The 24,579-nt window shown below is 68.6% G+C and carries 10 protein-coding genes and 1 tRNA gene; 6 read left to right on the forward strand and 5 right to left on the reverse strand.

Features of this window, described 5'->3' with window-relative positions; all coding sequences use genetic code 11:
- Positions 1-80: 80 nt before the first annotated feature.
- The 5 genes from NR798_RS16895 (at position 81) to NR798_RS16915 (ending at position 17,632) form a co-directional block, all read left to right on the forward strand.
- Positions 81-12,347 (forward strand): tetratricopeptide repeat protein, encoded by a 12,267-nt coding sequence (locus NR798_RS16895; RefSeq protein WP_375772503.1) that lies wholly within the window; start codon positions 81-83, stop codon positions 12,345-12,347.
- Positions 12,348-12,501: 154 nt separating this feature from the next.
- Positions 12,502-14,544 carry an adventurous gliding motility protein GltJ gene (gene gltJ / locus NR798_RS16900; RefSeq protein ID WP_375772504.1) on the forward strand — a complete coding sequence of 681 codons (2,043 nt, stop codon included), beginning with the start codon at positions 12,502-12,504 and terminating at the stop codon, positions 14,542-14,544.
- 226 nt (positions 14,545-14,770) lie between these two features.
- On the forward strand, positions 14,771-15,697 hold the full coding sequence (locus NR798_RS16905; protein ID WP_375772505.1) for a hypothetical protein: 927 nt from the start codon (positions 14,771-14,773) through the stop codon (positions 15,695-15,697).
- A 217-nt stretch (positions 15,698-15,914) separates the two neighbouring features.
- On the forward strand, positions 15,915-16,424 hold the full coding sequence (locus NR798_RS16910) for a toxin-antitoxin system YwqK family antitoxin (protein ID WP_375772506.1): 510 nt from the start codon (positions 15,915-15,917) through the stop codon (positions 16,422-16,424).
- A gap of 107 nt (positions 16,425-16,531) precedes the next feature.
- Positions 16,532-17,632 (forward strand): TIGR04552 family protein, encoded by a 1,101-nt coding sequence (locus NR798_RS16915; RefSeq protein ID WP_375772507.1) that lies wholly within the window; start codon positions 16,532-16,534, stop codon positions 17,630-17,632.
- 77 nt (positions 17,633-17,709) lie between these two features.
- On the opposite strand, the gene NR798_RS16920 is transcribed toward NR798_RS16915, so the two are convergent.
- The 5 genes from NR798_RS16920 to NR798_RS16940 all read right to left on the reverse strand — a co-directional run bounded on the left by NR798_RS16920 (position 17,710) and on the right by NR798_RS16940 (position 24,160).
- Positions 17,710-19,659 carry an Ig-like domain-containing protein gene (locus NR798_RS16920; protein ID WP_375772508.1) on the reverse strand — a complete coding sequence of 650 codons (1,950 nt, stop codon included), beginning with the start codon at positions 19,657-19,659 and terminating at the stop codon, positions 17,710-17,712.
- 264 nt (positions 19,660-19,923) lie between these two features.
- Positions 19,924-21,567, reverse strand: coding sequence for a signal recognition particle protein (gene ffh, locus NR798_RS16925; protein ID WP_375772509.1), 1,644 nt, complete (start codon positions 21,565-21,567; stop codon positions 19,924-19,926).
- 273 nt (positions 21,568-21,840) lie between these two features.
- Positions 21,841-22,059, reverse strand: coding sequence for an MbtH family protein (locus NR798_RS16930; protein WP_375772510.1), 219 nt, complete (start codon positions 22,057-22,059; stop codon positions 21,841-21,843).
- A 34-nt stretch (positions 22,060-22,093) separates the two neighbouring features.
- The gene (locus NR798_RS16935) at positions 22,094-23,683 is read right to left on the reverse strand and encodes an MBL fold metallo-hydrolase (RefSeq protein ID WP_375772511.1); all 1,590 of its coding nucleotides are present in this window, start codon (positions 23,681-23,683) and stop codon (positions 22,094-22,096) included.
- A 105-nt stretch (positions 23,684-23,788) separates the two neighbouring features.
- Positions 23,789-24,160, reverse strand: a complete 372-nt coding sequence (locus NR798_RS16940; protein WP_375772512.1) for a hypothetical protein — start codon at positions 24,158-24,160, stop codon at positions 23,789-23,791.
- 331 nt (positions 24,161-24,491) lie between these two features.
- On the opposite strand from NR798_RS16940, the gene NR798_RS16945 reads away from it, so the two are divergent.
- Positions 24,492-24,577: transfer RNA gene (locus NR798_RS16945), tRNA-Leu, on the forward strand.
- Positions 24,578-24,579 lie beyond the last annotated feature (2 nt).

The following is a 24,579-nucleotide window of genomic DNA, read 5'->3' on the forward strand; positions in this document are numbered from 1 at the left end:
GGATTTACGTGATTGCTGGGGGCGGTGAGCGGGCTGTAGAGTCCGCTCCCGCCCCTTTCTTTTCGCGAGGCCTGCCCTTCATGGATCAGTCGAACCTCCGTCGACCCGCTGAGCGTGTCGCTTCCGACCGGCCTTTCGCCGAGGTCGAGGCTTCACTCGAGAAGGCTGGCCGCGTCGAGGACCTCATCCGTCTCTACGAGGGACGCGCGCGTGAGACCCCGAACGCCGAGGCGGTCCGGGTGCTCGTGCGCGCGGGACAGCTCGCCTACGAGCGGCTGCGCAACCCCGGCCGTTCCGAGGAGCTGCTGCGGCGCGCGCTGCTGATCGCCGAGGACCCGCGGCCCGTGCTGCGCGGGCTGAAGATCGTCTACGAGGCGCGCCAGGACATGGCGGGGCTCGTGGATGTGCTGGAGCGGCTCGGCGGCCTGAGCCAGGGCGAGGAGGCCGCGTCCCTCTTCATCAAGGCGGCCAACCTCCACGAGCAGAAGCTGTTCCGGAGGGATCGCGCGGTGCTGTGCCTGCAGCGGGCGGCGCGTGCGAAACCGGAGCGCGCCACCTTCAAGCGCGCCCGCCAGCTCCTGCTGTCCGAGGAGCGCTTCCAGCCCGTCTTCGAGTCCCTGGAGCGCGAGCGGAACGCGCTCGGTGGTGAGGGCATGGTGGAGGAGTACGCCGCCTTCGCCGAGCGGCTGGTGGAGGATCCCACCGAGCACGTGCTCGCCCAGCAGGCGCTGGCCGTCGTGCGGGAGCTGGATCCGCAGAACGCCCGGGCGGAGAAGGCCACGCAGACGCTGCAGCGCTTCGAGCAGGCGTGGCGCGAGCGCGCGCGCATGCTGCGCGGCATGTCCCTGGAGGAGCGTGATCGCAAGAGCGCGGCGCGGCTCTCCCTCCTGGTGGCCAAGCTGCACGCCTGGTACGAGCCGGCCGCCACGGACAAGGTGAAGGAGGCGCTGGACCGCTGCTTCCTGCTGTGGCCCGGCATGCCCGAGGCCCTCAACCTCATCGAGCGCGTCGCCGAGCGCAACGGTGACTTCGGGCCGGCGCAGACCTGGTTCGAGGCGATGGCGGGCGAGGCGCGCGAGCGCAACGCCCAGGTGGACCTGTGGCTGCGGCTGGGCACGCTGCGCCTCACCCGGCTCAACGACGCGGCCGGGGCGCTTGCCGCTTTCGAGAAGGCCACCTCGGTGGACCCGGCGCGCGCGGACGTGGCGAGCCTCGGCGCCGAGCTGCTGCTGGAGCAGGGCCGGGCGGCGGACGCCCTCGCCATGCTGGAGCGCTACCTCGGTACGGTGAAGGATCGCGTGACGCAGGTGGCCCTGCGGCTGCGGCTGGCGGACCTCTGCCTGCACCAGAAGGACGGGGACGCGGCGCGCGCGCACCTCGAGGCCGCGCTCAAGCTGGACCCGGCCAACGCGCTCGCGGCCTTCCAGCTGGCCCGCCTCCTGGCGGAGGACGAGAACTTCGAGGCGATGGAGCCGCTGCTGGACCTGGCGCTGCTCGCCCCCCGCCCGCGCTCCGAGCGCGTGGCCTTCTGCGAGGGACTCGCGCTCCTCTACGAGGAGGCGGACAACGCGCGCGGCGCCTTCGAGGTGCTCGCCCGCGCCCTGGCGCTGGAGCCCGGCCGGCCCATGCTGCTGGACTCCGTGGTGGAGCAGGCCGGCAAGGCCCACGCGGAGCCCGCGCTCGCGGTGGCGCTGCGGCGCGCGGCCGTGGTCGCGCCCCCCGAGGCGGCCCTCACGCTCTGGCGGCATCTCGCGCAGTTGCTGCAGGGCACGCTGGCGGATCCCGCGGGCGCCGAGGCGGCCTGGCGGGAGGTGCTTGCGCGTTCTCCGGGGGACAGTGCCGCGCAGGAGGCGGTGAAGTCGCTCCGGTCCGCCGCCGCGCTCGCGGATGACCCGAAGGCGCGCCTGGAGGGAGAGATTGCCCGGCGCGAGGCCACCGGCGTGGCCCCGGCCGAGCTGGAGCCGATGGTGCGCGAGCTGGTGAAGCTCGCTCCGGAGGACCCGTCCCCCGTGCGGCGCCTGCAGGCGCTGTGCGTGTCGCTGTCGAAGTTCGAGGAGGCCGCGGCGCTGGCCGGCAAGCTGGCGAAGCTGGCCGAGACGCAGGTGGAGCGCAGCGACTGGGCGGCGCGCCAGGCCCGGCTGTACGCCGAGCGCCTGAACCGTCCGCAGGACGCGGTGGCCATCTTCCTCCAGTTGCTCGCGGAGAACGTCGCCACGGGCGTGGTGCTGGGCGGGCTCGAGCGGCTCTCGGCGGCCGGCGTGCGCACGGCGGAGATCTCCGAGGCGCTGGCGGGCCATTACGGCCGCGCTGGAGACCACCAGCGCCAGGTGTCCGCGATGCTGCAGCAGCTTGAGGCCACGAAGGACGCGGCGCTGCGCCAGCGGCTGTCCGGGCAGATCGCCGACATCCACGAGAAGCAGCTGGCCGACGGCCGGGCCGCCTTCGACCTGCGCGTGAAGGCCCTGCGAGAGGCTCCCTCGGATGAGGTGAACCGCGCCGAGGCGGCGCGTCTGGCGCATGATCTGTCCTCCCACGCCGAGCTGGTGCGCGTGCTGCGGGCGCTGGCCACCGAGGCGGAGGCTCCCGCGCTCGCGGTGCAGCTGCTCACCGAGGCGGCGAAGCTGGCCGAGCAGTCCGGGGCGCTCCCGGAGGCCATCGGCTCGATGGAGACGGCGCTGCAGCGCGAGCCCGAGTCGCCCGAGGTGCTGAGCCGGCTGATCTCCCTGTACGGCAAGGCGGGGCGCGCGGCGGACGCGGATGCCCTGCTGCGCAAGCGGATCGGCACCGCCACGAAGGCGGAGAAGGTCGATCTGCAGCTGCAGCTCGTGGAGCTCAATGCCGGCTTGGGCCGGCCGCTGCAGGCCGCCGAGGCCCTCCAGGCCGCCATCCACTCCGGCGCGGACGAGGTGCGTCACCTGCCTCGCCTGGCCGAGCTGTACGAGAAGGCCGGCCGCAAGCGGGAGCTGGGCGAGGTGCTCGCGCGGCAGATCGCGCTCGCGGAGGACGCGGGTGACCTGGACCGCGTGGCGCGCCTGACGCTCAAGCGCTCGCAGGTGCTGCAGGACTCGTCGGGGGACCGCACCGACGTGGTGCGCAGCTTCGCGGACATCCTCCGCCAGCGCCCCTCCGACGTGGACGCCCGTGCCGCGCTCGAGGGGATGCTCGGCTCCGGCAACGCCCGCGAGGAGGCCGCGCGCGCCCTCATTCCCGCCTACGAGGCCACGAAGGATCACCGCAAGCTGGTGGCCGCGCTGGACGTGCTCGCCGAGGTGGCTCGTGACGACGCGGCCCGGGTGCTGGTGCTCCGTCAGGCCGCGCAGGTGCACCTGACGCAGCTGCGCCAGCCGGAGCTGGCCTTCGCCTCGCTCGCCCGGGCCCTGCGCCTGGCGCCGGGGGACATGCCGCTGCGCGCCGCCGCGCGCCAGGCCGCCGAGGACGCGGACTCGCTGGACGCCTACGCGGAAATCATCATCGAGCTGACGGAGGAGGGGAGCGTCGGTCCCGCCCGGGCGGGGCTGCTGCGCGAGCTGGCCGAGGTCCAGGAGAAGAAGCTCGACGATCGCGACGCCGCGCTGAAGTCGCTCCGCGCCCTGCTGGCGCTGGAGCCGGGCAACCTCGACTGCCTGCGCTCGCTGCAGCGCCTGCACCGCGCGGGTGAGGAGTGGGCCGCGCTCGCCGAGGTGCTGGAGAAGCTCGCCGCCGCCGCGCCCGAGGTGGCCGAGCAGCTCGCGTACCTGCGCGAGGCCGCCCTGCTGCACGAGTCGAAGCTGGCCGACAACGAGAGCGCCGCCGCCGCCTGGCGCGCCATCGCCGAGCGCGATCCGCACCAGCGCGAGGCCGCCGTCGCCCTGGATCGGCTCTACGCGGAGCTGGGCCATGAGAAGGATCTGGCGTGGGCGCTCGGCCTGCGTCGCACGCAGGAGGGACAGAGCCCGCAGGGCCGCGAGGTCTCCTTCCGCCTCGCCGAGCTCAAGCGCACCCGGCTGGATGACCCCAACGGCGCGCTCCAGCTCTACCAGGGCATCCTCGCCGAGGACCCGGGCCACCCCGGTGCCCGCTCGGCGCTCGAGGAGTGGGTGAAGGCGGCCGTGCCGATGAGCGCGGGGGCGCTGGAGGTGCTCGATCCCGTGCTCGCGCGGCTGGGCGATCACCCGCGCCGCGTGGCCCTGCGCGAGGCGCGCATGGCCTCCGCCCTCACCGCGGAGAAAGTGCAGCTCGCCGCGGACATCCGCCGCATCTACGAGCAGGACATGCAGCAGCCGTCGCTCGCCTTCATGGCGGCGGTGAAGGCCTTCTCCCAGGGCCTGGATCGCGAGGGCCAGCAGCCGGAGCTGGAGCGGCTCGCGCGTGACACGGGCTCCTTCGAGATGCTCGCCGAGCTGTACGAGGAGGCCGCCTCGGATCTGCCCAAGGGTGATTCCTCGGGGCTCGGCTTGCTGCGCCGGTCCGCGGAGCTGCGCGAGCAGCTCGGCCAGACGGAGGAGGCCGCCAGCGTCTGGAAGAAGATCCTCGAGGACGCGCCGCAGGATCGGCAGGCGCTCGAGGCCCTCTCGCGTCTGTACGAGCGGGGGCAGAACGCCAAGAGCCTCTCCGAGGTCTACGCCGCCCAGTCGGCGCTGGTGACGGACCCCGAAGCCCGGCGCGCCCTGCTGGTGAAGTCCGGCGAGGCCTACGCCGCCGCGGGCGATGACGCCAAGGCCATCGAGGCGTGGCGCTCGGCGCTGGCCATTCGCAGCGCGGCCGACGGACTGCTCGCGCTGGACAAGCTGTTCGCCAAGGCGCGGCGCTTCGCGGAGCAGGCGGACGTGTTGGATCTGCTCGCCGAGCTGGCCACGGACACCGAGTCCCGCCGTGGCTTCATCCTGCGCCGGGCGCAGTTGGTGGAGAAGGAGGGCAACCACGCCGCGGCGCTGAGCGCGTACCGCGACCTGCTGGCGCTGACCCCGGGAGATCCGCAGTCCGTCGCGGGCCTGGAGCGCATGCTCCAGGTCGAGGCGCAGCGGGTGGAGGCGGCGCGGCTGCTGGAGCCCGTCTACCGCGGCCTCAACGACACCCGGAAGCTGGTGGAGGTGCTGGAGATCCTCCTGCCCGTCACGCAGCCCGTGCGGCGGCTGGAGCGCATCCAGGAGATCGCCACCCTGCGCGAGGCGCTGGGCCAGACGTCGCTCGCCTTCGCCGCGCGTCTGCGTGCCTTCAACGAGTCCCCGCAGGGCGACGGCGTGCGCGATGACCTGGAGCGGCTCGCGGCCGACTCCGGCTCCTTCGAGGAGGTGGCGGCGGCGTACGAGGATCAGCTCGAGCGCGGAGCCGCCGAGCCCCTGGCGGGCGATCTGTGGCGCCGGCTCGCGGGCATCTACGACGGGCGCCTCAAGCGCTACGACCTGGCGGTGCGTGCGCTGGAGGAGGTCAGCCGGCGGGATCCGCAGAACAAGCAGGTGCTGGAGTCCATCGCCCGCGTGCACCGGCGCACCGGTGCCAACCGCGAGCTGGCCCTGGCGATGCGCCGGCAGGTGGCGGCCGAGCCGTCCGTGCCCGCGCAGGTGAACGTGCTCTTCGAGCTGGCCCACCTCGCCGAGGAGACGCTCTCCGACAAGGCGCTCGCGGCGCAGACGTACCGGGACATCCTCGAGCGCCGGCCCGAGGACGCCAACGCACTCAAGCTGCTGGGCCGCGTGCTGACGCAGATGGAGCGCTGGCCGGAGCTGGCGCAGCACATCGAGCGGGAGATCCAACTCGCCGACGCGCGCAAGGCCCAGGAAGAAGGGAGCGAGCTGCGCGTGCGCCTGGGCCGCCTGAAGTTCAGCCGCCTGGATGATCCGCGCGGGGCGTTGGAGCTGTACCAGGACGTACTCCGCCGCCGCGAGGGACACCCCGGTGCGGTGGGCGCGCTGGAGGAGATGGCGCGCTCGGAGAGCCCGCTGCGTGGCCAGGCGGCGCTGGCGCTCGAGCCGGTGTTCGCGTCGGTGGGCGACCACCTCAAGCAGGTGCAGATGCTGGAGTCGCGCGTCTCCGCCGAGCCGGTCCCCCAGGAGCGCGCGGCGCTGCTGCGCCGCATCGCGGAGACGTACGCGGGCCCGCTGGACAACGTGGAGATGGCCTTCCTGTCCGCCACGCGTGCGCTGCGTGACGCGTCGGATGACGCCCGCACGCTGGAGCTGTGCCTCGCGCTGGTGGACAAGGCGGGAGCGGCCGAGGAGTTCGCGGCCGTCCTCTCGGAGATTGCTCCCCGGGCGAGCGACGCGGCCCGTGCCGAGCTGTACCGGGCGCTGGCCCGGCTGCAGGCTCGCCTGGGCGAGGACGACGAGGCGCTGGCCTCGTGGCGCAAGGTGCTGACGCTGCGCCCCACGGACACCGACGCGCTCGACAGCGTGGCGCGGCTGGTGGCCGATACGGGCACGCCGCAGGAGTTGCTGGAGGTGCTGCGCCGCCAGCTCGCGAGCGCCGAGGAGCCGGCCCGCCGTGCCTCGGTGCTGCTGCAGATCGCCGTGCTCCAGGAGGAGAAGCTGCAGGATGGGCTGGGCGCACTGGCCACCCTGCGGCGCCTGCTGGACGTGAAGCAGGACGACGCCGCCGCGCTCACGCGGATGGACAACCTGTGCCAGAAGCTGGAGCGCTGGCCGGAGATGGCGGACGTGCTGGCCCGCCGCATCGCGCTCGTGACGCCCGAGGAGGGGCTGGAGCTGCGCTTCCGCCTCGCGGTGCTGCGCGAGACGAAGCTGCTGGACAAGGCCGGCGCGCTGGCGCTCTACGGCGAGGTGCTCACGCTGCAGCCCAACCATGCCGGTGCGGTGGGACGGCTGGAGGCGCTGGTCACCCGCGAGCCGCAGAACCTGCTCGCGGTGGAGACGCTGCTGCGCGCCTTCCGGGCGAGCGGGGACGTGGCGCGGCTCGCGTCGGTCATCGAGACGCGGGTGGGCGTGTCGCCGGACTCGTATGAGCGCAAGGCGCTGTTGAGCGAGCTGGCCACGCTGCGCGAGAGCCAGGGCGAGCCGGAGCTCACCTTCCTGGCGCTCTTCCGGGCCTTCAAGGAGGACCCGAACGACGGCGAGCTGCGCCGGCGGCTGGAGAGCGCCACGGACTCGGCCGGCTCGTACGACGAGCTGGTGGTGGCCTACGAGGAGTCGCTGCCGCGCGTGGCCGAGGCCAAGGACGCTTCGGACATGTGCCTCAAGCTGGGCCACCTGTTCGAGGCGCGCCTGCAGGAGCCCGAGCGCGCCGTCGTCTACTACGAGCGCGCTCGCACGCTGAACCCGGCGGCACAGCAGAAGGCGCTGGTGGCGCTGGATCGGCTGTACGTCGCGCTGGAGGCGTGGCCGGAGCTGGCCAACGTGCTGGAGGCGCTGGCCTCCTCGGCGGAGGAGACGGCGGACAAGGTCGGCTTCCTCTTCCGCCTGGGCCAGCTGGTCCAGGAGAAGCTGGACGGCATGGACCGCGCGGCCTCCGCGTTCGAGCAGGTGCTGACGCTGGAGCCGGGGCACCTGGCCTCGGCGCGGCTGCTGGAGACCATCTACGACTCGGCCGGCGCGCACGACAAGCTGTACAACATCCTGAAGCTGCAGTCCGAGCGCGTCACCGGCCCGGAGCGTGAGCGGGTCCTCACGCGCATGGCGCAGGTGTCCGCCGAGGGACTGGAGGACCTGGACCGCTCCATCGAGCTGTACCGCGAGCTGCTGGCGAAGAACGCCCGCAACGAGCAGGCGTTCACCGCGCTGGAGGGCCTCTACGAGAAGTCCGGCCGGCACGAGGAGCTGCGCACGCTCCTGGCGGACCGCCTGTCGCAGACGTTGGATCCGCGCGAGGTGGTGCGGCTCAACGAGCGGCTGGGCCGCGTGCTGTACCGGCTGCTGAAGCAGCCCGAGGTGGCGGTGAGCTACCTCAAGGCCGCGCTGGACCGCGACGCGCGGCACCGGGGCGTGCTGGACACGCTGCGCGAGCTCTACGAGGAGACGGGGCAGGCGGAGGAGCTGGTGGGCATCCTGCGGCGGCTGGTTCCGCTGCAGGAGGCGGCCGAGGGCGTGAAGGCGCTGCGCCTGCGGCTGGCCGAGGTGCTCTCGGGCATGGGCCGCCGCGAGGAGGCCTTGGACGCGGCGCGCCGGGCGCTCGAGGTGGAGCCGCATGCGGTGGCGGACCTGGAGCGCGTCCATGCGCTCTTCGTCTCGCTGCGCGCCTACAACGACGCGGTGCGCGCGCTCGAGCTGAAGGTGCAGGTGCACCAGCAGGCCGAGGAGCGTGAGCAGGCGGTGGCCACGTGGTTCGCGGTGGCGGACCTGTGGACGGGCGCGGGCAACAAGCCCGAGCTGGCCGGCGGCGCGCTGGAGAAGGTGCTGGAGCTCGACCCGGCCAACCCCACGGCGTACGCGCGGGTGTGCGAGCTGTACCGGACGCTCAACGACTGGCGGGCCTACGCGCAGGTGGTGGATCGCTACCTGCCGCACCTCGTCACCGAAGAGGAGAAGCTGGCCACCCTCAAGGAGCTGGCGAGGGTGCAGGAGCAGCGGCTCGGCCAGAAGGACGTGGCCTTCCTGGCGCTCTGCCGTGCGCTGCAGCTCGACGCCTCGGACGACACGCTGCGCGAGGAGGTGGAGCGGCTCGCCGATGAGACGGGCTCGCACGAGGAGCTCGCCGCCGTCTACGAGGAGGTGGCGGACGCCCTGCCGCGCGGTCCGCTGGCCGAGCGCATGTACGCCACGCTGTCGCGCGTCCATGACCTGAAGCTGAACGATGCGCAGGCGGCCGAGGCGGCACTGCGGAAGATCCTCGAGTTCGACCCGACGAACGCCACGGCGCTCGATGGGCTCGCGGGGATGTTCCAGCGGCGGGGCCGTGAGCGGGAGTACGTGGTCGCGCTGGAGCAGAAGCTCGAGGCCGCCGGCTCCATCGAGGCGCGCAAGGGCATCCTCCGGGAGATCGCCCGCGTCTTCGAGGAGCAGGGAGACCCCGACGAGGCCGCGAGCGCGCTGCTGCGCTCGCTGGACCTGGATGCGGACGCGGAGACGCTGGGGGTGCTCACCGAGCTGTACCGCCGCCAGAAGGCGTGGCGGGAGGTGGCCTCCACGCTGCTCCGGGCGCGTGACCTGGCGGCGACCGTCGAGGAGCGGGCGCGCATCCAGATCGAGGTGGCGAACGTCTACGAGCGCGACATCGGTGACGACGAGGCGGCGGTGGCCGCCTTCCGTCAGGCGCTCGAGTTCGAGCCGTACAACCTCCAGGCGCTGGAGTCGATGGAGCGGCTGTACACGAAGCTGGATCAGCCGGCGGAGCTGCTCGGCATCTACGAGCGCATGCTCGAGGTGGTCGGTGACTACCGTGAGCGCGTCCGGGTGATGTTCCGCTGCGCGAGCATCTGGGAGGACAAGTACCAGAACCCGGCCAACGCGGACGCCTTCATCGAGGGCGTGCTGGCGATCGACCCGCAGAACCTGCAGGCCATCAAGACGCTCATCCGCCTGCGGCGCGTGCAGGCGCGGTGGGAGGACCTGGTCGCCGCCTACGAGCGGCAGCTGCAGCTGGCCACGTCGACGCAGGAGCAGGCCGAGCTGTACGTGGAGATCGGCAACGTCTACCACCAGCAGCTCAAGCAGGTGGACCGTGCGGTGAACACGTACCACCACGCGCTCGGAGTGGACCCCGGGTGCCGGCCCGCGCTGCACGCACTCGGCAAGCTGTACGAGCGCAGCGGCAACTGGCCCTACGCCCTGGAGATGCTGCATCAGGAGGCGCAGCTGGCGGGCGCCGCGCCCGACGCGGTGGAGCTGTACTACCGCATGGGCAAGATGAACGAGGACATGCTGATGGACACGGGCAGTGCCCGTGCGGCCTATCAGAACGCCCTCTCCATCGACCCGGGCCACCTGCCCAGCATCCGTGCCCTCAAGGGCATCCAGGAGCAGGAGAAGGACTGGGGCGGCTACGAGCAGACGCTGCTCCAGGAGGCGCAGCAGACCGAGGACGTGGAGGCCAAGGCGCGCTCGCTGCTCGAGGTGGCGCGCTACAACGCCGAGACGAAGGGCGATCCGGAGACGGCCACGGCCTACTACGAGGAGACCCTCAAGTACGCCCCGGACAGCCTGGAGGCGGCGCGTCCGCTCTCGGATGTCTACAGCGCGCGGGAGGACTGGGTGTCCGCCGAGCGGATGCTCGACATCGTCGTGCGCAAGATGGCGGAGAAGGCCATCGCGGAGAAGGACCCGGCGCTCGCCGCGGAGCTCTGCCGGCAGCTGTACCGGCTGGGCTACGTGGCGGTGAAGCTGGACAATCGCGACAAGGCGCTCGCCTCCTACAAGAAGGCGTACGACCTCGACGCCACCTACCTGCCGGTGCTCGAGGGCTACGGCCACCTGCTCGTGCAGCACGCGAAGCGCTACGAGGACGCGCTGCGCATCTTCCAGACCATCCTCATCCACCACCGCGAAGAGCTCACCGACATGGAGGTGGTGGAGGTCTACTGGCAGCTCGGCGACATCCACGCGAAGCTGAACCAGGCGGACAGGGCGCAGAACCACTTCGAGAAGGCGCTGGCCGTCGACCCCAGCCACGAGGCGTCCCTGCGCGCCCTGGTGGCCCTGATGGACCAGGGTCACCGCTGGGAGCGGGCCGCCGAGCTCCGCCAGCAGCTCGCCAACGTGCTGGAAGGGGAGGCGAAGGCCCGGGTCTTCCTGGAGCTGGGCCAGCTCGCGCGCGAGAAGCTGAAGGACCCGTACCAGGCCATCGACGCGTACACCGGTGCGCTCAAGCTGCTGCCGGAGTCGCTCGAGGTGCTGGACGCGCTCTACGTGCTGCTGCGTGAGGCGCGCCAGGGCCAGAAGGCCGCGGACATGCTGGAGCGGATGCTCCGGTTGCCCGCGCTCGTCGCCGAGCCCAACAAGGCGAAGCGGGTGTGGTTCGCGCTCGGCGAGCTGCGCCGCGACGAGCTGCGCGACGTGGAGGGCGCGGCCGTGGCCTTCAACACGGCGCTGGACCTGGACCACCGCTTCATCGAGGCCTTCAGCGCCCTCGAGGCGATGCTGGGCGGCGCGGGCCAGTGGAAGGCCCTGGAGGAGAACTACGCGAAGATGCTCGGGCGCATGCCGAAGACGCCCGACACGCACGGCGCGCGCATGGGGCTGTGGCGGGCGCTGGGTGACCTCTACCGCCAGGTGATGAAGAACCAGGAGGGCGCGGTGGCGGCCTACGGCGTCGTCGCCAAGGGCCTGCCGGACGACGCGCAGGTGCAGGAGGTCTACGCCGAGCTGGCCGCGGCCTCTCCGGGCAAGGAGGACGAGGCCATCGCCGCGCTCCGCCGCGCCCTGCCCAACACGAGCGACGCGCGCAAGGTCGTCTCGCAACTGGTGCGCCTGTCCGCGGTGCGCAGGGACTACGACGGCGCGTGGATGGCCGCGCAGGCGGCGGCGGGGCTGCTCGGCGAGGCGGGGGACGACGAGAAGGAGATCCTCACCAAGCTGGGGCCCTACGCGAAGCGCAAGGAAGTGGCCCAGCGGCCGCTGTCCGACCAGATGTGGCTGACGCACCTGCTGCACCCGAAGCTGCGGGGGCCGCTCACCGAGCTGATGGGGCTGCTCTTCGTGCAGGTGGGCCACCTGTACGCGGTGCCTCACCAGAACTACCAGATCGTCCCGAAGAAGCACCGGGTCGACCTGGCGAGCGCGCAGGAGTACCACGTGCAGCACTACCGGTACGTGGCGCGCCTGTTCGGCCTGGACGCGGTGGAGCTGTACTCGCCGCACCTGGTGATCCGCCGCGAGAACATGGCCAAGCGCTCCAACGAGCCGGCGCCGGATCCGCTCGTCAACGTGGAGGTGCTGCAGACGCACCCGGCCTGCATCCGCGCGGGTGGGCGCTTCTTCGCGGAGCAGGGGCAGCGCGAGGCGTACTACCTGCTGGGGCGGACGCTCGCCCTGGTACGTCCGGAGCTGGCCATGAGCCAGCGGCTGGTTCCGGAGCGGCTCGAGGCCGTGGTGCAGGCCGCGCTGAGCCTGGTGGTGCCCAACCTGCGTTTCACGGTGGACCCGCGGACGGTGGACGCCGAGCGCCGGGTGCTGGAGAAGGCCTTCAGCGAGCCGGGCCGTGCGGCCCTGGCCAAGGTGGCGCGTGTCTACCTGCCCACGGCCACGCCGGCGGATGTGCGCCAGTACCTCGAGGGCGCGGAGCTGACGGCCGCGCGCGCCGGCCTCTTCGCGGCGGGCGAGTGCGAGCCCGTCAAGCGCATGGTGATGGGGGAGACCGGTTCGGCCTTCCGGGTCTCTCCGAAGGCGAAGTTGAAGGAGCTGCTCTTGTTCGCCACGTCCGACGAGCTCCGCGAGCTGCGTGTCGCGGTAGGTACGGACGTGGAGGTACAGGTAAGGAAGTAGATGAGCGGCTCGAGAGTGCGAGAGACCCGGAAAAGGGTCTCGTGCGTTGAACGAGCGACCGGGCGGGCAAGAGCGGCATCCTTGACCCCCCCGGAAGCCACCTCTACGATTCCGGCGGATTTTCTGCCGTCATTTCTGAGAGTTGCGGGGAACGATGCGTTTCGTCTGCGATAGCTGCCGCGCGCAGTACATGATTAGCGACGACAAGGTTGGCGCCAAGGGCGTCAAGGTGCGTTGCAAGAAGTGCGGCTACAACATCGTGGTCCGCCCAGCCGGCTCCGAGCCGGTGAAGGAGGAGGGGACGGGTGGTGAGGCCGCTGGCGGTGCGGCCGCGTCCCAGGGTCAGCAGGCCAACGACGGCTTCGGGTTGCCCCCGACGCTGGGCACGCCTCCCGAGGGCGGCATCTTCAGCGGTGTGGAGGATGACGAGCTCGGCGCCGTGTTCGACCAGGTGCTCAACTCCGGGTCGCACAGGATTCCGGCGGGCGAGGCATCGGGTCCGGCCCAGCTGGATTCGTCGGCCTTGTCGGACGCTGGCGAGACGGTGCGCAAGCTCGCGGAGGCCGAGGGGAACGCCCGGTCCGCGGCCTCGCACGAGTGGTTCGTCGCCATCGACGAGAAGCAGGTGGGACCGCTCTCGATGGACAAGGTGAAGGACTACTGGGATCGGGGCGAGGTCGGTCCTGACAGCCTGTGCTGGCGCGCGGGCTTCAGCGACTGGATTCCGCTGTCCGAGGCCTCGGAGCTGGCGTCGGTGCTGGCGCCGCGTCCGACGAAGCCGGTCATCGTGGAGCCCGCGCCGATGGCGTCGTCCGCGCCGGTGGCGTCCGGGCCCGTCGAGTCCGCCTTCGCCAGTGGCCTGGCGAAGCCGGCGAAGTCCGACACGCCGGCGCCGGTGGGTCCGTCCGCGCAGGACACGGGCTGGAAGCCCTCGGCCGCGAGCGTGCTCGCCTCGCTGGTGAAGGAGGAGAACGAGGCGCTGTCGAAGCCCGCGTCCAAGGCCGCGCCGGCGGAGGAGAAGAAGGTGAAGCCGGCGGCCTCGGGGCTGCTGGATGTGCCTCCGCCGGAGTCGGCGCCCGTGGCGGCGCCGAGCCCCATGATGGCCGAGCCTCCCGCGCCCGCGCCGTACCTGCAGCCCGCTCCGGCGCCGGCCTATGCGCAGCCGCCTCCGCAGGCGTACGCGCAGCCGATGGCCCCGCAGTACGCGCCTCAGGCTCATCAGCCGCAGTACGCGCCGCCTCAGGGATACCCTGGCTATCCGCCGCAGGCCGCGCCCCCGCCGAAGCAGGGCGGGAAGATGGGGATGATCATCGGCGCGGTGGCCGCCGTGCTGCTGCTCGTCGGTGGAGGCGCCTTCTTCGCGACCCGTTCTTCCGAGCAGCCGGCACCGGTGACGCCGCTTGCGGCGACGCAGCAGGTGGCCCAGGCTCCGTCCAAGCCGGCGGAGCTGCCGCCCATGCCGCCTCCTCCGGCGGCGGTGGCGCAGAACACCGCCACGCCCGCGGCGGGCACGGCCCAGCCGGCCACCGCTCCGACGACTGCTCCGGCGGTCGCCGCTGCGGGGACTCCTGGGGCTACGCCGACGGCCGCCCCCGTGACGCCTCCTCCCGCCGAGCAGGTGAAGCCCGCCGAGCCGGTGAAGACGGAGCCGCAGCAGGTGGCCAAGGCCGAGGTGCCGGCCAAGCGGACGCCCACTTCCACCACCCGTCCTCCGCCGTCGCGTACCACGAGCGACGACGAAGAGCCGGTGGTGCGGAGCAAGCCGCAGCCCGCCAAGAGTGGTGGGAGCGCGGATGACGAGTTCGATGAGCTCTTCGGCACGAAGAAGCCCAGCTCGTCCAAGAGCGACACGGTGTCGGCGAACGGCCGTACGGCCTACATCCCGCCGGAGCCTGGCGGCGGTGGTGCGTCGCAGGAGAAGCTCGGACAGTCGGACATCATGCAGGTGGTGCTGGCCAACAAGCCGGCCATCATCAAGTGCGTGAACGAGCAGAAGAAGAAGGATCCGGGCCTGAGCGGCAAGCTGGTGATGCGTTGGACGATCCAGACCAATGGCAAGACGAAGAACGTGTCCTGCCAGACGTCGGAGTTCCGCACGACCTACATGGCGACCTGCATCTCCGGGCTCATCAAGGGCTGGAGCTTCCCGAAGCACAAGGTGCAGGGCGATCCCATCGACTTTCCGTTCACGTTCTAATAATCCGAGGAGCGGACAGTCACGTTTGAGTCACTTGCCTCGTACGACTGTCCGCTTCCATGGATGTTGAATTACCTCTTGGAGGATGCGTCGAAGGGCGCGTCAACATTCGTTGACACGTCTGGAGCGCGGGGACTAAAGCCGCGCGCTGCAGGACGGAGGGGGCCTGAGTGAGTGGCCGGAGGCCCGCCTCGTGCGACGTATCCATTCAGGAGGAAGTCGAAACATGCAGCTTCGCAAGATGACGTTGATGCTCGCCGCGCTGGGAGCGATGAGCATGGTGCTGACGGGTTGCCCCGGTGGTGGCCGCGAGAGCCTGGCCTGTACGGAGGCTGCGGACTGCCTCGAGAACGAGATCTGTCACCCGGACGCCAAGGTGTGCGTGCAGACCTGTAGCATCGGAGACGATTGCCCCGAGTCCGCGAAGACCTGCGAGGCGATCAGCGCCACGAACAGCACGAAGGTCTGCAAGTGCAGCACGGACGCGCTGTGCCAGCGTGACGACCGCCTGGACGATGCCTCGGGCCTGAAGTGCTCGACCACCTCCAAGGTCTGCACGGACGGTGGGACCACGCCCGCCTGCACCAAGGACGCGGACTGCGGCACAGGCCAGACCTGCAACACCACTACGGGTACGTGCACCGCTGCGACCACCACCTGCTCGGGTGAGGGACAGAGCACCTGTGCCTATGGCCAGTTCTGCAGCGGCACCACGTGCACGGCGGTGCCTGCACCGACCTGCGCGAACTTTGACCCTGCTCAGGGAGGTCGCGCGCCGACGTTCAATGCGTCGACTTCTACGGGTCCGATCATCTATGACGTGACGCAGGTGTCCTTTGCTCAGGACTCCTTCTGTGGTGATGGAACCGCTGGCTCGACTGGACTGACTGCCAAAGCGCGAGTGAAGGCCTACATCAGGACGGGTACTTTCCCGGCAGAGAAGAGTGCGCTGCCTGGCCTGTTTTACGTGCGTGTCAATGGTTCTCAGGTGGATGGTTCCACGCTGATCCGCCCCTCCGAATACACCACGGCGGATGCTGGTAAGCGTGCGGAGTTCACCATGAACTTCTGCCCTGGCTCGACTGCTACGACGCTGTCCATCGGTCTTTACTTCACCGGCGGTAACGAGATCTGCAAGCAGCTCAACCGGTAAGCAAACGAGTCAAGACGCACGACTTGTCTTGTCAGGAACTCCATTCCCGAAATCGGGGGTGGAGTTTCTTTTTATCGGGACTGGTTGCATCTGCAATAGATCTCAAGCGGCAGGCCGAAATCAGATCTCCAAAGTCCATTGAATTTATCGGCATTGTGCGCGTTTTTAATTATGACCGGCAGCATTGCTGGTTTGGACCACATGAAAGGAACGCTGTATGTCCCTCAAGATCGTGTCTCGCACCCTCGCCATTCTTGCCATGACTGCTGCGCCTGTAGCTCTGGCGGAGGGGGCATCCAGCGCCAACGCTGCGGAAGTGCGCCTCGCATGCCCGGCGGGAACCGTTCAGAAGGGCAGGAAGGTGTCCAAGACTGAAGGGGTCTTCTGCGTGAAGGTCTCATCCAGAGATGGAGAGGCACAGTTGCATGGGCCGTATGTGGACTTCCACTCCAATGGCCAGAAGCAGTCGGAGGGCCAGTATTCTGATGGCGCCCGCGCGGGTCTCTGGACTTTCTGGGACGCCAACGGGGTGAAGACCGGTGAGACGCAGTTCGCTGGTGGCAACTACCACGGCAAGCGCGTGGAGTATTTCCCCAATGGAAAGCAGCGCTTGGTCGAGGAGTACGCGAATGGCAAGCGCAACGGGCTCGTTCAGGAGTTCTCCGAGGACGGTAAGGTCGTTCGTCAGGCTCAGTATCGCGATGATCAGCAGGTCGCCGCGAAGTAGCGGCTCCGCTCACGGTAACTCCCAGAGGGCCTCTCCGAGCAGGCGAGGGCCTTCTGCTTTTGCGGAAGCGCTTCCCTCGATGCGCGGGCTCGGCTAGAAGCCCAGTCGTGAAGTTCCCGCACACTATCCCACAGTTGCCCGATATCCCCGTTTGCACCGTGGCGGACATGGGCCTCCGCGAACTTGAGCGCATCCGGCTCATCCTTCGAGGGGGCTCGGTCATCGACTGGCGGCGGATGCACTTCCAGAGCCGGGACGAGGTCGACCGCTTCCTCCGGCTCTGTCAGATCGACACCTCCCGGCCCGAGGACGAGGCCTGGGCCCGCACGGTCCTCGCCGATGCCGTCGAGTACCTCCGGCAGACCTTCGACTACCGGGTCGCGGACTCCGTGGCGGAGCCGGAGGAGATTCACGATCTCTTCCTCTATGCCTCCGGTGTGAAGGGCCTCCCGAGGCACCGTCGCATAGCCTGCATTGTGCTCAAGGTCATGCACGTGCTCCAACACATCGAGGGCCGGGACCTGATGCACCGTCTGGCGGTCTCCGAGGCGGATCTGTCCGAACTGGTGACCGCCAAGGTGTTGGGTGTAGCGCAGTTGCTCCGGGACAAGGGGCTGCCCGTTGCAGAGTTCGCCCATTCCATCAAGTCTCGCGAGTCTCTCATCACGAAGCTGCTGGCCAAGAAGGAGACGGTCGCGGCCCAGATCTACGACCGGACTCGCTTCCGCATCATTACCCAGAAGCCGGCGGATATCATCCCGGTCCTCTACTTCCTGACGCAGCACCTCTTTCCCTTCAACTTCGTCGTCCCTGGCCAGACTGAGAACACGCTCGTCTCGTTCAAGTCGGTGCTCGAAGAAAACCCCCACCTCAAGCAATTCGCCCAGCATCTCCACCTGGACCTCGATTACGAGGATCGCGAAGAGCGTACACGTAACCTGTTCTCAGGCAACACCTACCGGGCGTTGAACTTCGTCGTGGATGTGCCTGTCCGGATGGATGCGTACCTGCCGCCACCGGCAGAAGACTCGCGTGAGCGCAAGAACCGGACGGTCTTCACGCTCGTGGAGTTCCAGATCATGGACGAGGAGACCGCTCGCCAGAACGAGGAAGGGGAGAACGCTCACAAGCTCTACAAGCGACGGCAGAAGCGGCGTGTCCTGCGCCGCCTTTCTCGCGGGCTTGTCGTCCCAAAGCGGCAAGGCTGATGTTCCACTCTGCCACTTTGAACGAGCCTTGTTCCTGCGGTAGCCGATGCTTCGGCGATGTTCAGGGGATAAGGAGTCTATTCGTTGTACCGGCGCACGTAGACGTAGTCCCCAGCGGCGTTATCGGTAGCCTCGCGGCTCTCGTGCCAGGCGACTATAGGTCGCTCGGCTGAATCAATTACAAGCATAGGTCGGAGGCTGTTCTGCATGCCCTGGTTGATACCGTCCGAGGCGACCAGACTGCTCCAGGAATTGTTGTTCCAGCGGCTGGCAAACAAATGTTCGCGCCCTGTTTCTAAATTTCCATCAAATTCCTTCCAAGTAACGAAAAGCTTGCCAGCGGGTGTGGCTTGGAGCCGTGCCTGCCCTGCATAGCTGCGACCGCCATATGCGCTCAGGGGGATTCCAACCCGCTCCCAGGACTGTGCACCAGTAGAACGGAAGATTTGGATGTCCCTGGGCCCATCAAAGTAAGATTCTTCAGCCCAGGCCAGATACAAGTTGTTCTGGGCATCAACGGTCAACGAGCAATCGCGAGCCGACGTTGCTCCGGTGGAGGCGCTGAGCCCACCAGAGACGTATCCTCCCGGATCATCGTAACTATGGGCGGGTGGAACAGCATAGTCCCAAGAATTGTCTGGCTGAAGACGCATAACGTAGATGTTCGTGGGAGAGTATTCTTCCAGAGTCTGCTCTTGGAAGGCCACAATGGGTTGGCCATTGCTGTCCAGCACGAGAGATGGCTTGGTGCCACTGCTATCCCCGTACACGGCATTGAGCAATCCTCCACGAGAGCCTGTGCCGGAGAATGCTCCTCCATTGACTGACTTCCAGACGTAAATGGACGAGAATCCCTCAACGTTCATCTCCTCCCAGGCTACGTAGACGTCATTTCCATGCACCGCGAGCGAGGGGTTGCGGGCTGGTGTCGCAACCGGGCTGGAACTCGTGTCATTCTGGGCGGATAGTGCTCCCGTCCCCACGGACTGCCAAGCCGTTCCGGTCCAGCGCTTGATGTAGATGTTCTCGTTGAACCCATCCGACTCCTGCCATGCAACGATGGGGTTCCCGCTGCCATCGAGCACTAGGGCTGGTTTGTAGGCGGAGCCGCTCGGTGTACCGTTCAGGGCGCTGCCAATCGGGGTAAACGCATTACCGTCCCAGCGATAGACGAAGATGGATGCCCTGCCTCCCGTCGTGACCTCTTCGCTCCAGGCAACCACTGGGTTGTCCCGGCTATCGAGGGCCATGGCGGTATCTTTCAGCAGGGTACTGCCGCCCACTGCATTCAATGGCCCGCCGAAGGAGTACCAGTGTGGAAGCTCGAAACTCCACGGCGTGCTCGGAATGACGAGTGCGTTGCCGGCCGTGTCGGTGATGCCACTGCTCAAGCCAATCGAGAAGGTGGCTGGCAGAGGCGGCTTTGCCTTGGGGATGAGCGTCAGCGTTCTGCCGTCGCTCGAAAGCGAGAGGGTCTTCTCCGCCAGCACCCCAGCCACCGCGAAGCTCACGGTCGTGTCGCTGACCGTCGTGGCCTTCACCGGCTTGGAGAAGACCACCTGGATGGGCGTGCTGTAGGCCACGTTGGTCGCGCCCGGGGCAGGGGACCTCGAAGAGACCTGCAGGTTGGTGCGGTCGACGATGACGGTCACGGGCGCGCTGGAGAACGTCCGGCCTGACCTGGTGGCACGAGCTGTCAGCGTGTAGCTGCCCTCGGGCTCGGCTGCGGTATTCCAGGTGTACGTGTAGGGCGCGGAGATCGTCGCGAGCTCCACCGCATCCTTGAAGAGCCGCACCACCTCGGGCGTCCCTCCGCGGACATCGACGGAGATGGCAACGGACCCGCTGGTGTAGAACGTGCCCGTAGGCGCGGTGATCGTGACAGCCAGGTCAGGTGTTCCTGAGTCCGGTGTATCCACCGCTCCCGCGTCTGGCTGTGGGGTGCTGGTGTCGATCTCCGGCATGTCGAGGCATGCGGACATCAATCCGGCGAGGAACAGGGGGATGTAGCGTTTGAGGGTTGGCATGCCACTCCGCAGTGCAGGGTCCATTCCAGGAGCCTGTGGCTGAGTCCCAGGGTCTTACGTGTGTAAGCCCCCGAAACGACTCGCGGAGAATGCCTCAGTTCCGCTCGGGCCGTGAATCGGCCTGGGAGACCGCGTCTCGCTCTCAGGACGCAGCGTCTACAGAGCGGGACCCCTTGGTCTCTCGAAACACCCGCGCCGCTCCAGGAGGCCCTCCTTGGGGCTTCCCGAGCGGCGCGCAGGTGTCACCGGAGTCCGCGGCGGCGGCTACTTCTTCTTCCGGTTCTTCTTCTTGTTTTCCTTCTCGCGCTTGCGGCGCTCCTTGATGGCGTCCTTGTTCTCGGGCTTGCCGGCGGCCGACGGCGGGGCGTACCCCATCATCCGCGCCTTGGCCATCGCCGCCTGTCCCATCGGCGCCGTGTAGCCCGGCGCAATCTGCGGCATCTGCATCGGCATGCCGCCCATGCCCATCCCCGCCATGGCCTTCTCCATCATCTTCGGGTCCTTCCCGAAGACGCTCGACAGGTCCATGTTCTTCATCTGCGCCAGCTGGCCCATCTGCTTGAAGCCAGGGATGCGCCCCAGCAGGCCCGGGTTCTGGCCAATCGTCCCCATCACCTGCTGCATCATCCCGAACTTCTGCAGCAGCTCGCGCACCTCTTCCGTCTTGCGGCCGCTGCCCTTCGCGATGCGCTTCACTCGGCTGTCGTTGATCAGGTTCGGTCGCAGCCGCTCCTGCTCCGTCATCGAGTCGTACATCGCCTCGATCTTCGTCAGCTCCTTCTCGTCCGGGTTGAGCTGCTCGGTCATCTCTCCGAAGAGCGGGAACTTCTCCAGCAGATCCTTCAGCGGGCCCATCTTCCGCACCATGCGGATCTGCTCGACGAAGTCCTTCATCGAGAAGTTGCCCGACAGCAGCTTCTGCGCGTCCTCGGCCGCCTTCTTCTCGTCGACGACGCCCTCGAAGTCCTTCATCAGGCCAACGATGTCGCCGAAGCCGAGAATCCGGCTCGCCAGTCCGTCCGGGCGGAACTCCTCGAGCTTGTCCATCGACTCGCCCATGCCCAGGAACTTGATGGGCTTGCCCGTCACCTCCTTGATGGACAGCGCCGCGCCACCGCGCGCATCACCGTCCAGCTTGGTGAGGATGAAGCCGTCCAGGCTCAGGCGCCGATCGAACTCGGCCGCCGTGCGCACCGCGTCCTGGCCAATCATCGCGTCGCACACCAGCAGGATGTTGTCCGGCCGCACGTTGCTCTTGATGGCCTCCAGCTCCGTCATCAACGCCTCGTCGATGGCCAGCCGGCCCGCGGTGTCGATGAGCACCACGTCGCACTTCTGCTCGCGCGCCGCGGCGTACCCGCGCTTCGCCAGCTCCGGCGGCGGCACGTTGGGCTCGAAGTACACCGGCACCTTCAGCCGCTCGCCCAGCACCTTGAGCTGATCCACGGCCGCCGGACGGTAGATGTCCGCCGCCACCAGCAGCGGCTTGCGCCCCTCCTTGAGGAGCTTGCTGGCGAGCTTGCCCGTGGTCGTCGTCTTACCCGAGCCCTGCAGGCCCACCATCATGATGCCGCTGACCTGATCCTTGGGCTTGAGCTGGATGCTCGTGTCCACCGGACCCATCAAGGCCTCGAGCTCGTCGTGGCAGATCTTGACGAAGTGATCGCCCGCCGAAACGCGGTGCTTCTGGCCGGCCTTGTCGGTGACCGTCGTCTGCACCACCTCCCCGACGGCCTTCTCGCGCACCCGCGCGACGAACTTCTTCACCACATCGAAGGCGACGTCCGCTTCGAGCAGGGAGACGCGGATGTCGCGAAGCGACTCGTCCACCATCTCCGGGGTGATCTCTCTCTTGCCCGCAAGGCGGTTCTTGGCGGCTCGGAAGCCCTTGGTGACGGTCTCAAGCATGGCGGTCGCTATATAACAGCGCAGGCCGGGACGGGATGCCCAAGTGCTTGGGGGCGTCCAGCAGTCGAGAGATGGGGGCCGTCACCCCCAGCACGCCCTCGGCGTCCGGCTGGCTGGGACCCGGGCTGCCTGGTTGCCCTCCGCCGGGGCCCGGGGGCACCCGGGGGCGAGGACGCGCTCAACGGCTCCCAGGGGGAGCACGGAGCGGACGTCCAGGCCGGGCCCTGGAAGGAGCCTGCCGCCCGGGCTGGACGGCAGGTCCCGGGTACGGCCTCAGTTGGGGCGCGACTGCGCCTCCATCTTCTTGCGCAGGCTCAGCGGCCGCATGTCCGTCCACACCTGCTTGATGTGCTCCAGGCACTCGGCCTTGGGGCCCTGCTTGCCCGCGTCCTTCCAGCCGGGCGCGTTCTCGCGGTCCGCCGGCCAGATGGAGTACTGCTCCTCGTGGTTCATCACGACCTTGTAGACGGTCGTATCCTCGTGCTCGCTCATGGCTGTGTGCTCCGGCAGGTGAAGAGGGGGAACGTCAGAAGAAGAGCTCCGCCTGGACGTAGGGCAGCGTGGCGGTGATTCCCCGCTCCTGGCACCAGGCCAGCAGCTTGCGGGCCTCGACGAGCTGCGGCGAGTTCTCGTGGTAGCCCATCGCCATCACGTGGCCCATCCAGGGCTCGCGGCCCATGGCGTAGATGTGGACCTGCTTGGGGTTGATGCGCCGGGCGATCTCGATGGCCCGCTCGGCGTTGGAGCCGTTGAGGCGCCGCGACTGGTCCATCTTGCGCGGCAGCGGCGCGGGCAGCATCGGCCCGTACATCCAGCTCAGCGGCCCTCCCTCGGACTCCATCCCGAGGAACAGCACGTCGATGTCTCCCACGGCCGCGTGGACATGATCGTACAGGCGCGGCTCGAGCGCGTTGGAGTCCGCCGCCATCAGCATCGAGCGGCCCTTGAGCTGCACCAAGTGGGCGATCTTCGCCTGGATGTTGAGGTCGGCGTGCTCGCCGATGAAGGGCACGCCCGTGATGGAGCCGCCCGGCAACTCGAGGCTCTCCAGCTCGGACAGGGCCACCACGTTCTTGAAGCCGACCGCCTTCAGCATCAGCTTGAGCGAGGGGTCCGCCAGCGAGCCACCGTTGCTCGCCGGGACCACCACGGTGCCCACCTTGTGGCGCAGCTGCAGCAGCGGCTCGAACATCAGGTGGTCGGCGTGCCCGTGCGTGATGAGCACGTAGTCGATCTTCTCCGGCAGATCCGCGTGCGTGTAGCGGGGCAGGTCGCTCGGGAAGTCGTAGCTGACGACGGGATCCGTCAGGATGCTCACCTCGCGCGTCTCGATGAGCACGCAGGCGTGGCCAAAGTAGCGCATGCGCACGCCGTCACCGTCGTAGCGCGAGGCCGGGCGCGGGGCCTGCTCCGTGAAGAACGTGGAGAAGAGCTCGGCGTCCTTGGCACCAATGCCCATGGCCTCGCGGATGGGCTCCACCGGGCCCGGGGTGCGCCGCATGGCGTAGAGCTTGTCGATCGCCTCGTGGCGGAAGGGCAGGTGCACGTGCAGCGTGTCCTTGTCCGAGTCCAACCGCGGCGTGCTGAAGACGTACGGCCGGGCATCCCCCTTCAACAGGCGGAAGGACAGGCTCTGCGAGCCCTCCTTGTAGTGGGGGCTGCGGTAGAGCAGCGGCTCGAAGAAGCGCGCCGACGCCCGGTTGTTCAGATCGTACGTCAGCTCCACGTACCCCTGCAGGATGTCCGGCACCTTCTTGTACAGCTCCTCCAGCGACGAGCCGTTGGCCGGCGTCAGCAGCTTGTCCAGCTCCGCCACCGCCTGGGCGAACTGGATCGACGCTGCCTGCTCCTTGCGCGTCCGCTCCAGCAGCTCCTTGACCTCGCCCGCCCGCTCGACGCCGTAGTTGAGGTAGGGGCCACCGGCCAGCGCCGGGTTCTTCAGCGCGGCCACGTGGATGGCCGGGTTGGCCACGAACGACTCCATGATCTTCACATGGTGGTTGGCCACATAGAGTGGTGCCGTCGCGGGCGTGACGAGGTACCACCACGCGTACCACTGGTTGTACAGCGGCTCGACGGCGACGTTCTGCTTCAGGTACAGCGCGGGCTGGGACACGCAGTGCTCCTCGGGCCCCCAGGAGCCCGATGCGAAAAGGGGTGGGGTGATGATGAAAGAGCGGAAAGCCCGAGGCAAGGGGGGCCCTGCCTCGGCTCCCGGGAACTAGAAGGCGGAAGTCGGAGAGGAAGAGGCCCAGTCCCGAGTGCACAGAGGCGGTGATGCGGTGGGTGCCTGGTTTCTCGTTGCCGGCGGCGGACGAGCCCTCCTTGGCGCTGGTCGTGCAGCCAAGCAGCAGTCCCAGCAAGAGCCCGAGCCGCGCCGCGGCCTGTCGAGCGAGTGGTCGTTGCCGATGATGGCAAGGAAGTCCCCCGTGTCGGGCGCGGGCATGCCGGGCAGGGACGTCTGCGAGCCGGGCTTCGTGTCGTAGTAGCCGATGGAGTCGAAGATGACGGTGGCCACCCGCTTCTCGTCGCTGAGCATGTCCACATAGTGGCCGCTCCCCATGTCGCCCAGTTCCTTGAGATCGAAGCCCACGAAATGCAGGTGCGCTCGAAGCGGTACTGCGAGAGCACCCGGCCAGCTCCAGCACTCCCGCCACGCCCGTCGAGTTGTCGTCCGCGCCCATGTAGTGGGCATCGAAGTGGGCGCCCGGCGTCAGAAGCCTGGACGTGTCTTCAACAGCCGTCGTGCGTTCATGTCTCGGCGAGGGACTCTATCCCGCACGAGAACGGGATTCTACGTTCACTCCTGAAAGCACCATTTCCAGAGGAGCGCCCGTTCGCGCCGCTGCTTTCTGGAATCAGGAACGATGTCGCGGAGCCCCTTGCGCGGGATGGTACGAAGTCAGTACACGAGAAGGGCCGCCGCACGAGTGGCGAAACTGGCAGACGCAGCGGACTTAAAATCCGCTGGCCCGAAGGGGCCGTCCGGGTTCGATCCCCGGCTCGTGCATT

This window comes from Archangium gephyra, assembly GCF_042230915.1.
GTDB lineage: Bacteria > Myxococcota > Myxococcia > Myxococcales > Myxococcaceae > Archangium > Archangium gephyra_B.

What these genes read in the sequence shown, in the direction of transcription:
- NR798_RS16895 (WP_375772503.1), top strand. Translation starts at nt 81, where the DNA reads ATGGATCAGTCGAACCTCCGTCGACCCGCTGAGCGTGTCGCTTCCGAC.
- gltJ (WP_375772504.1), top strand. Translation starts at nt 12,502, where the DNA reads ATGCGTTTCGTCTGCGATAGCTGCCGCGCGCAGTACATGATTAGCGAC.
- NR798_RS16905 (WP_375772505.1), top strand. Translation starts at nt 14,771, where the DNA reads ATGCAGCTTCGCAAGATGACGTTGATGCTCGCCGCGCTGGGAGCGATG.
- NR798_RS16910 (WP_375772506.1), top strand. Translation starts at nt 15,915, where the DNA reads ATGTCCCTCAAGATCGTGTCTCGCACCCTCGCCATTCTTGCCATGACT.
- NR798_RS16920 (WP_375772508.1), bottom strand. Translation starts at nt 19,659, where the DNA reads ATGCCAACCCTCAAACGCTACATCCCCCTGTTCCTCGCCGGATTGATG.
- ffh (WP_375772509.1), bottom strand. Translation starts at nt 21,567, where the DNA reads ATGCTTGAGACCGTCACCAAGGGCTTCCGAGCCGCCAAGAACCGCCTT.
- NR798_RS16930 (WP_375772510.1), bottom strand. Translation starts at nt 22,059, where the DNA reads ATGAGCGAGCACGAGGATACGACCGTCTACAAGGTCGTGATGAACCAC.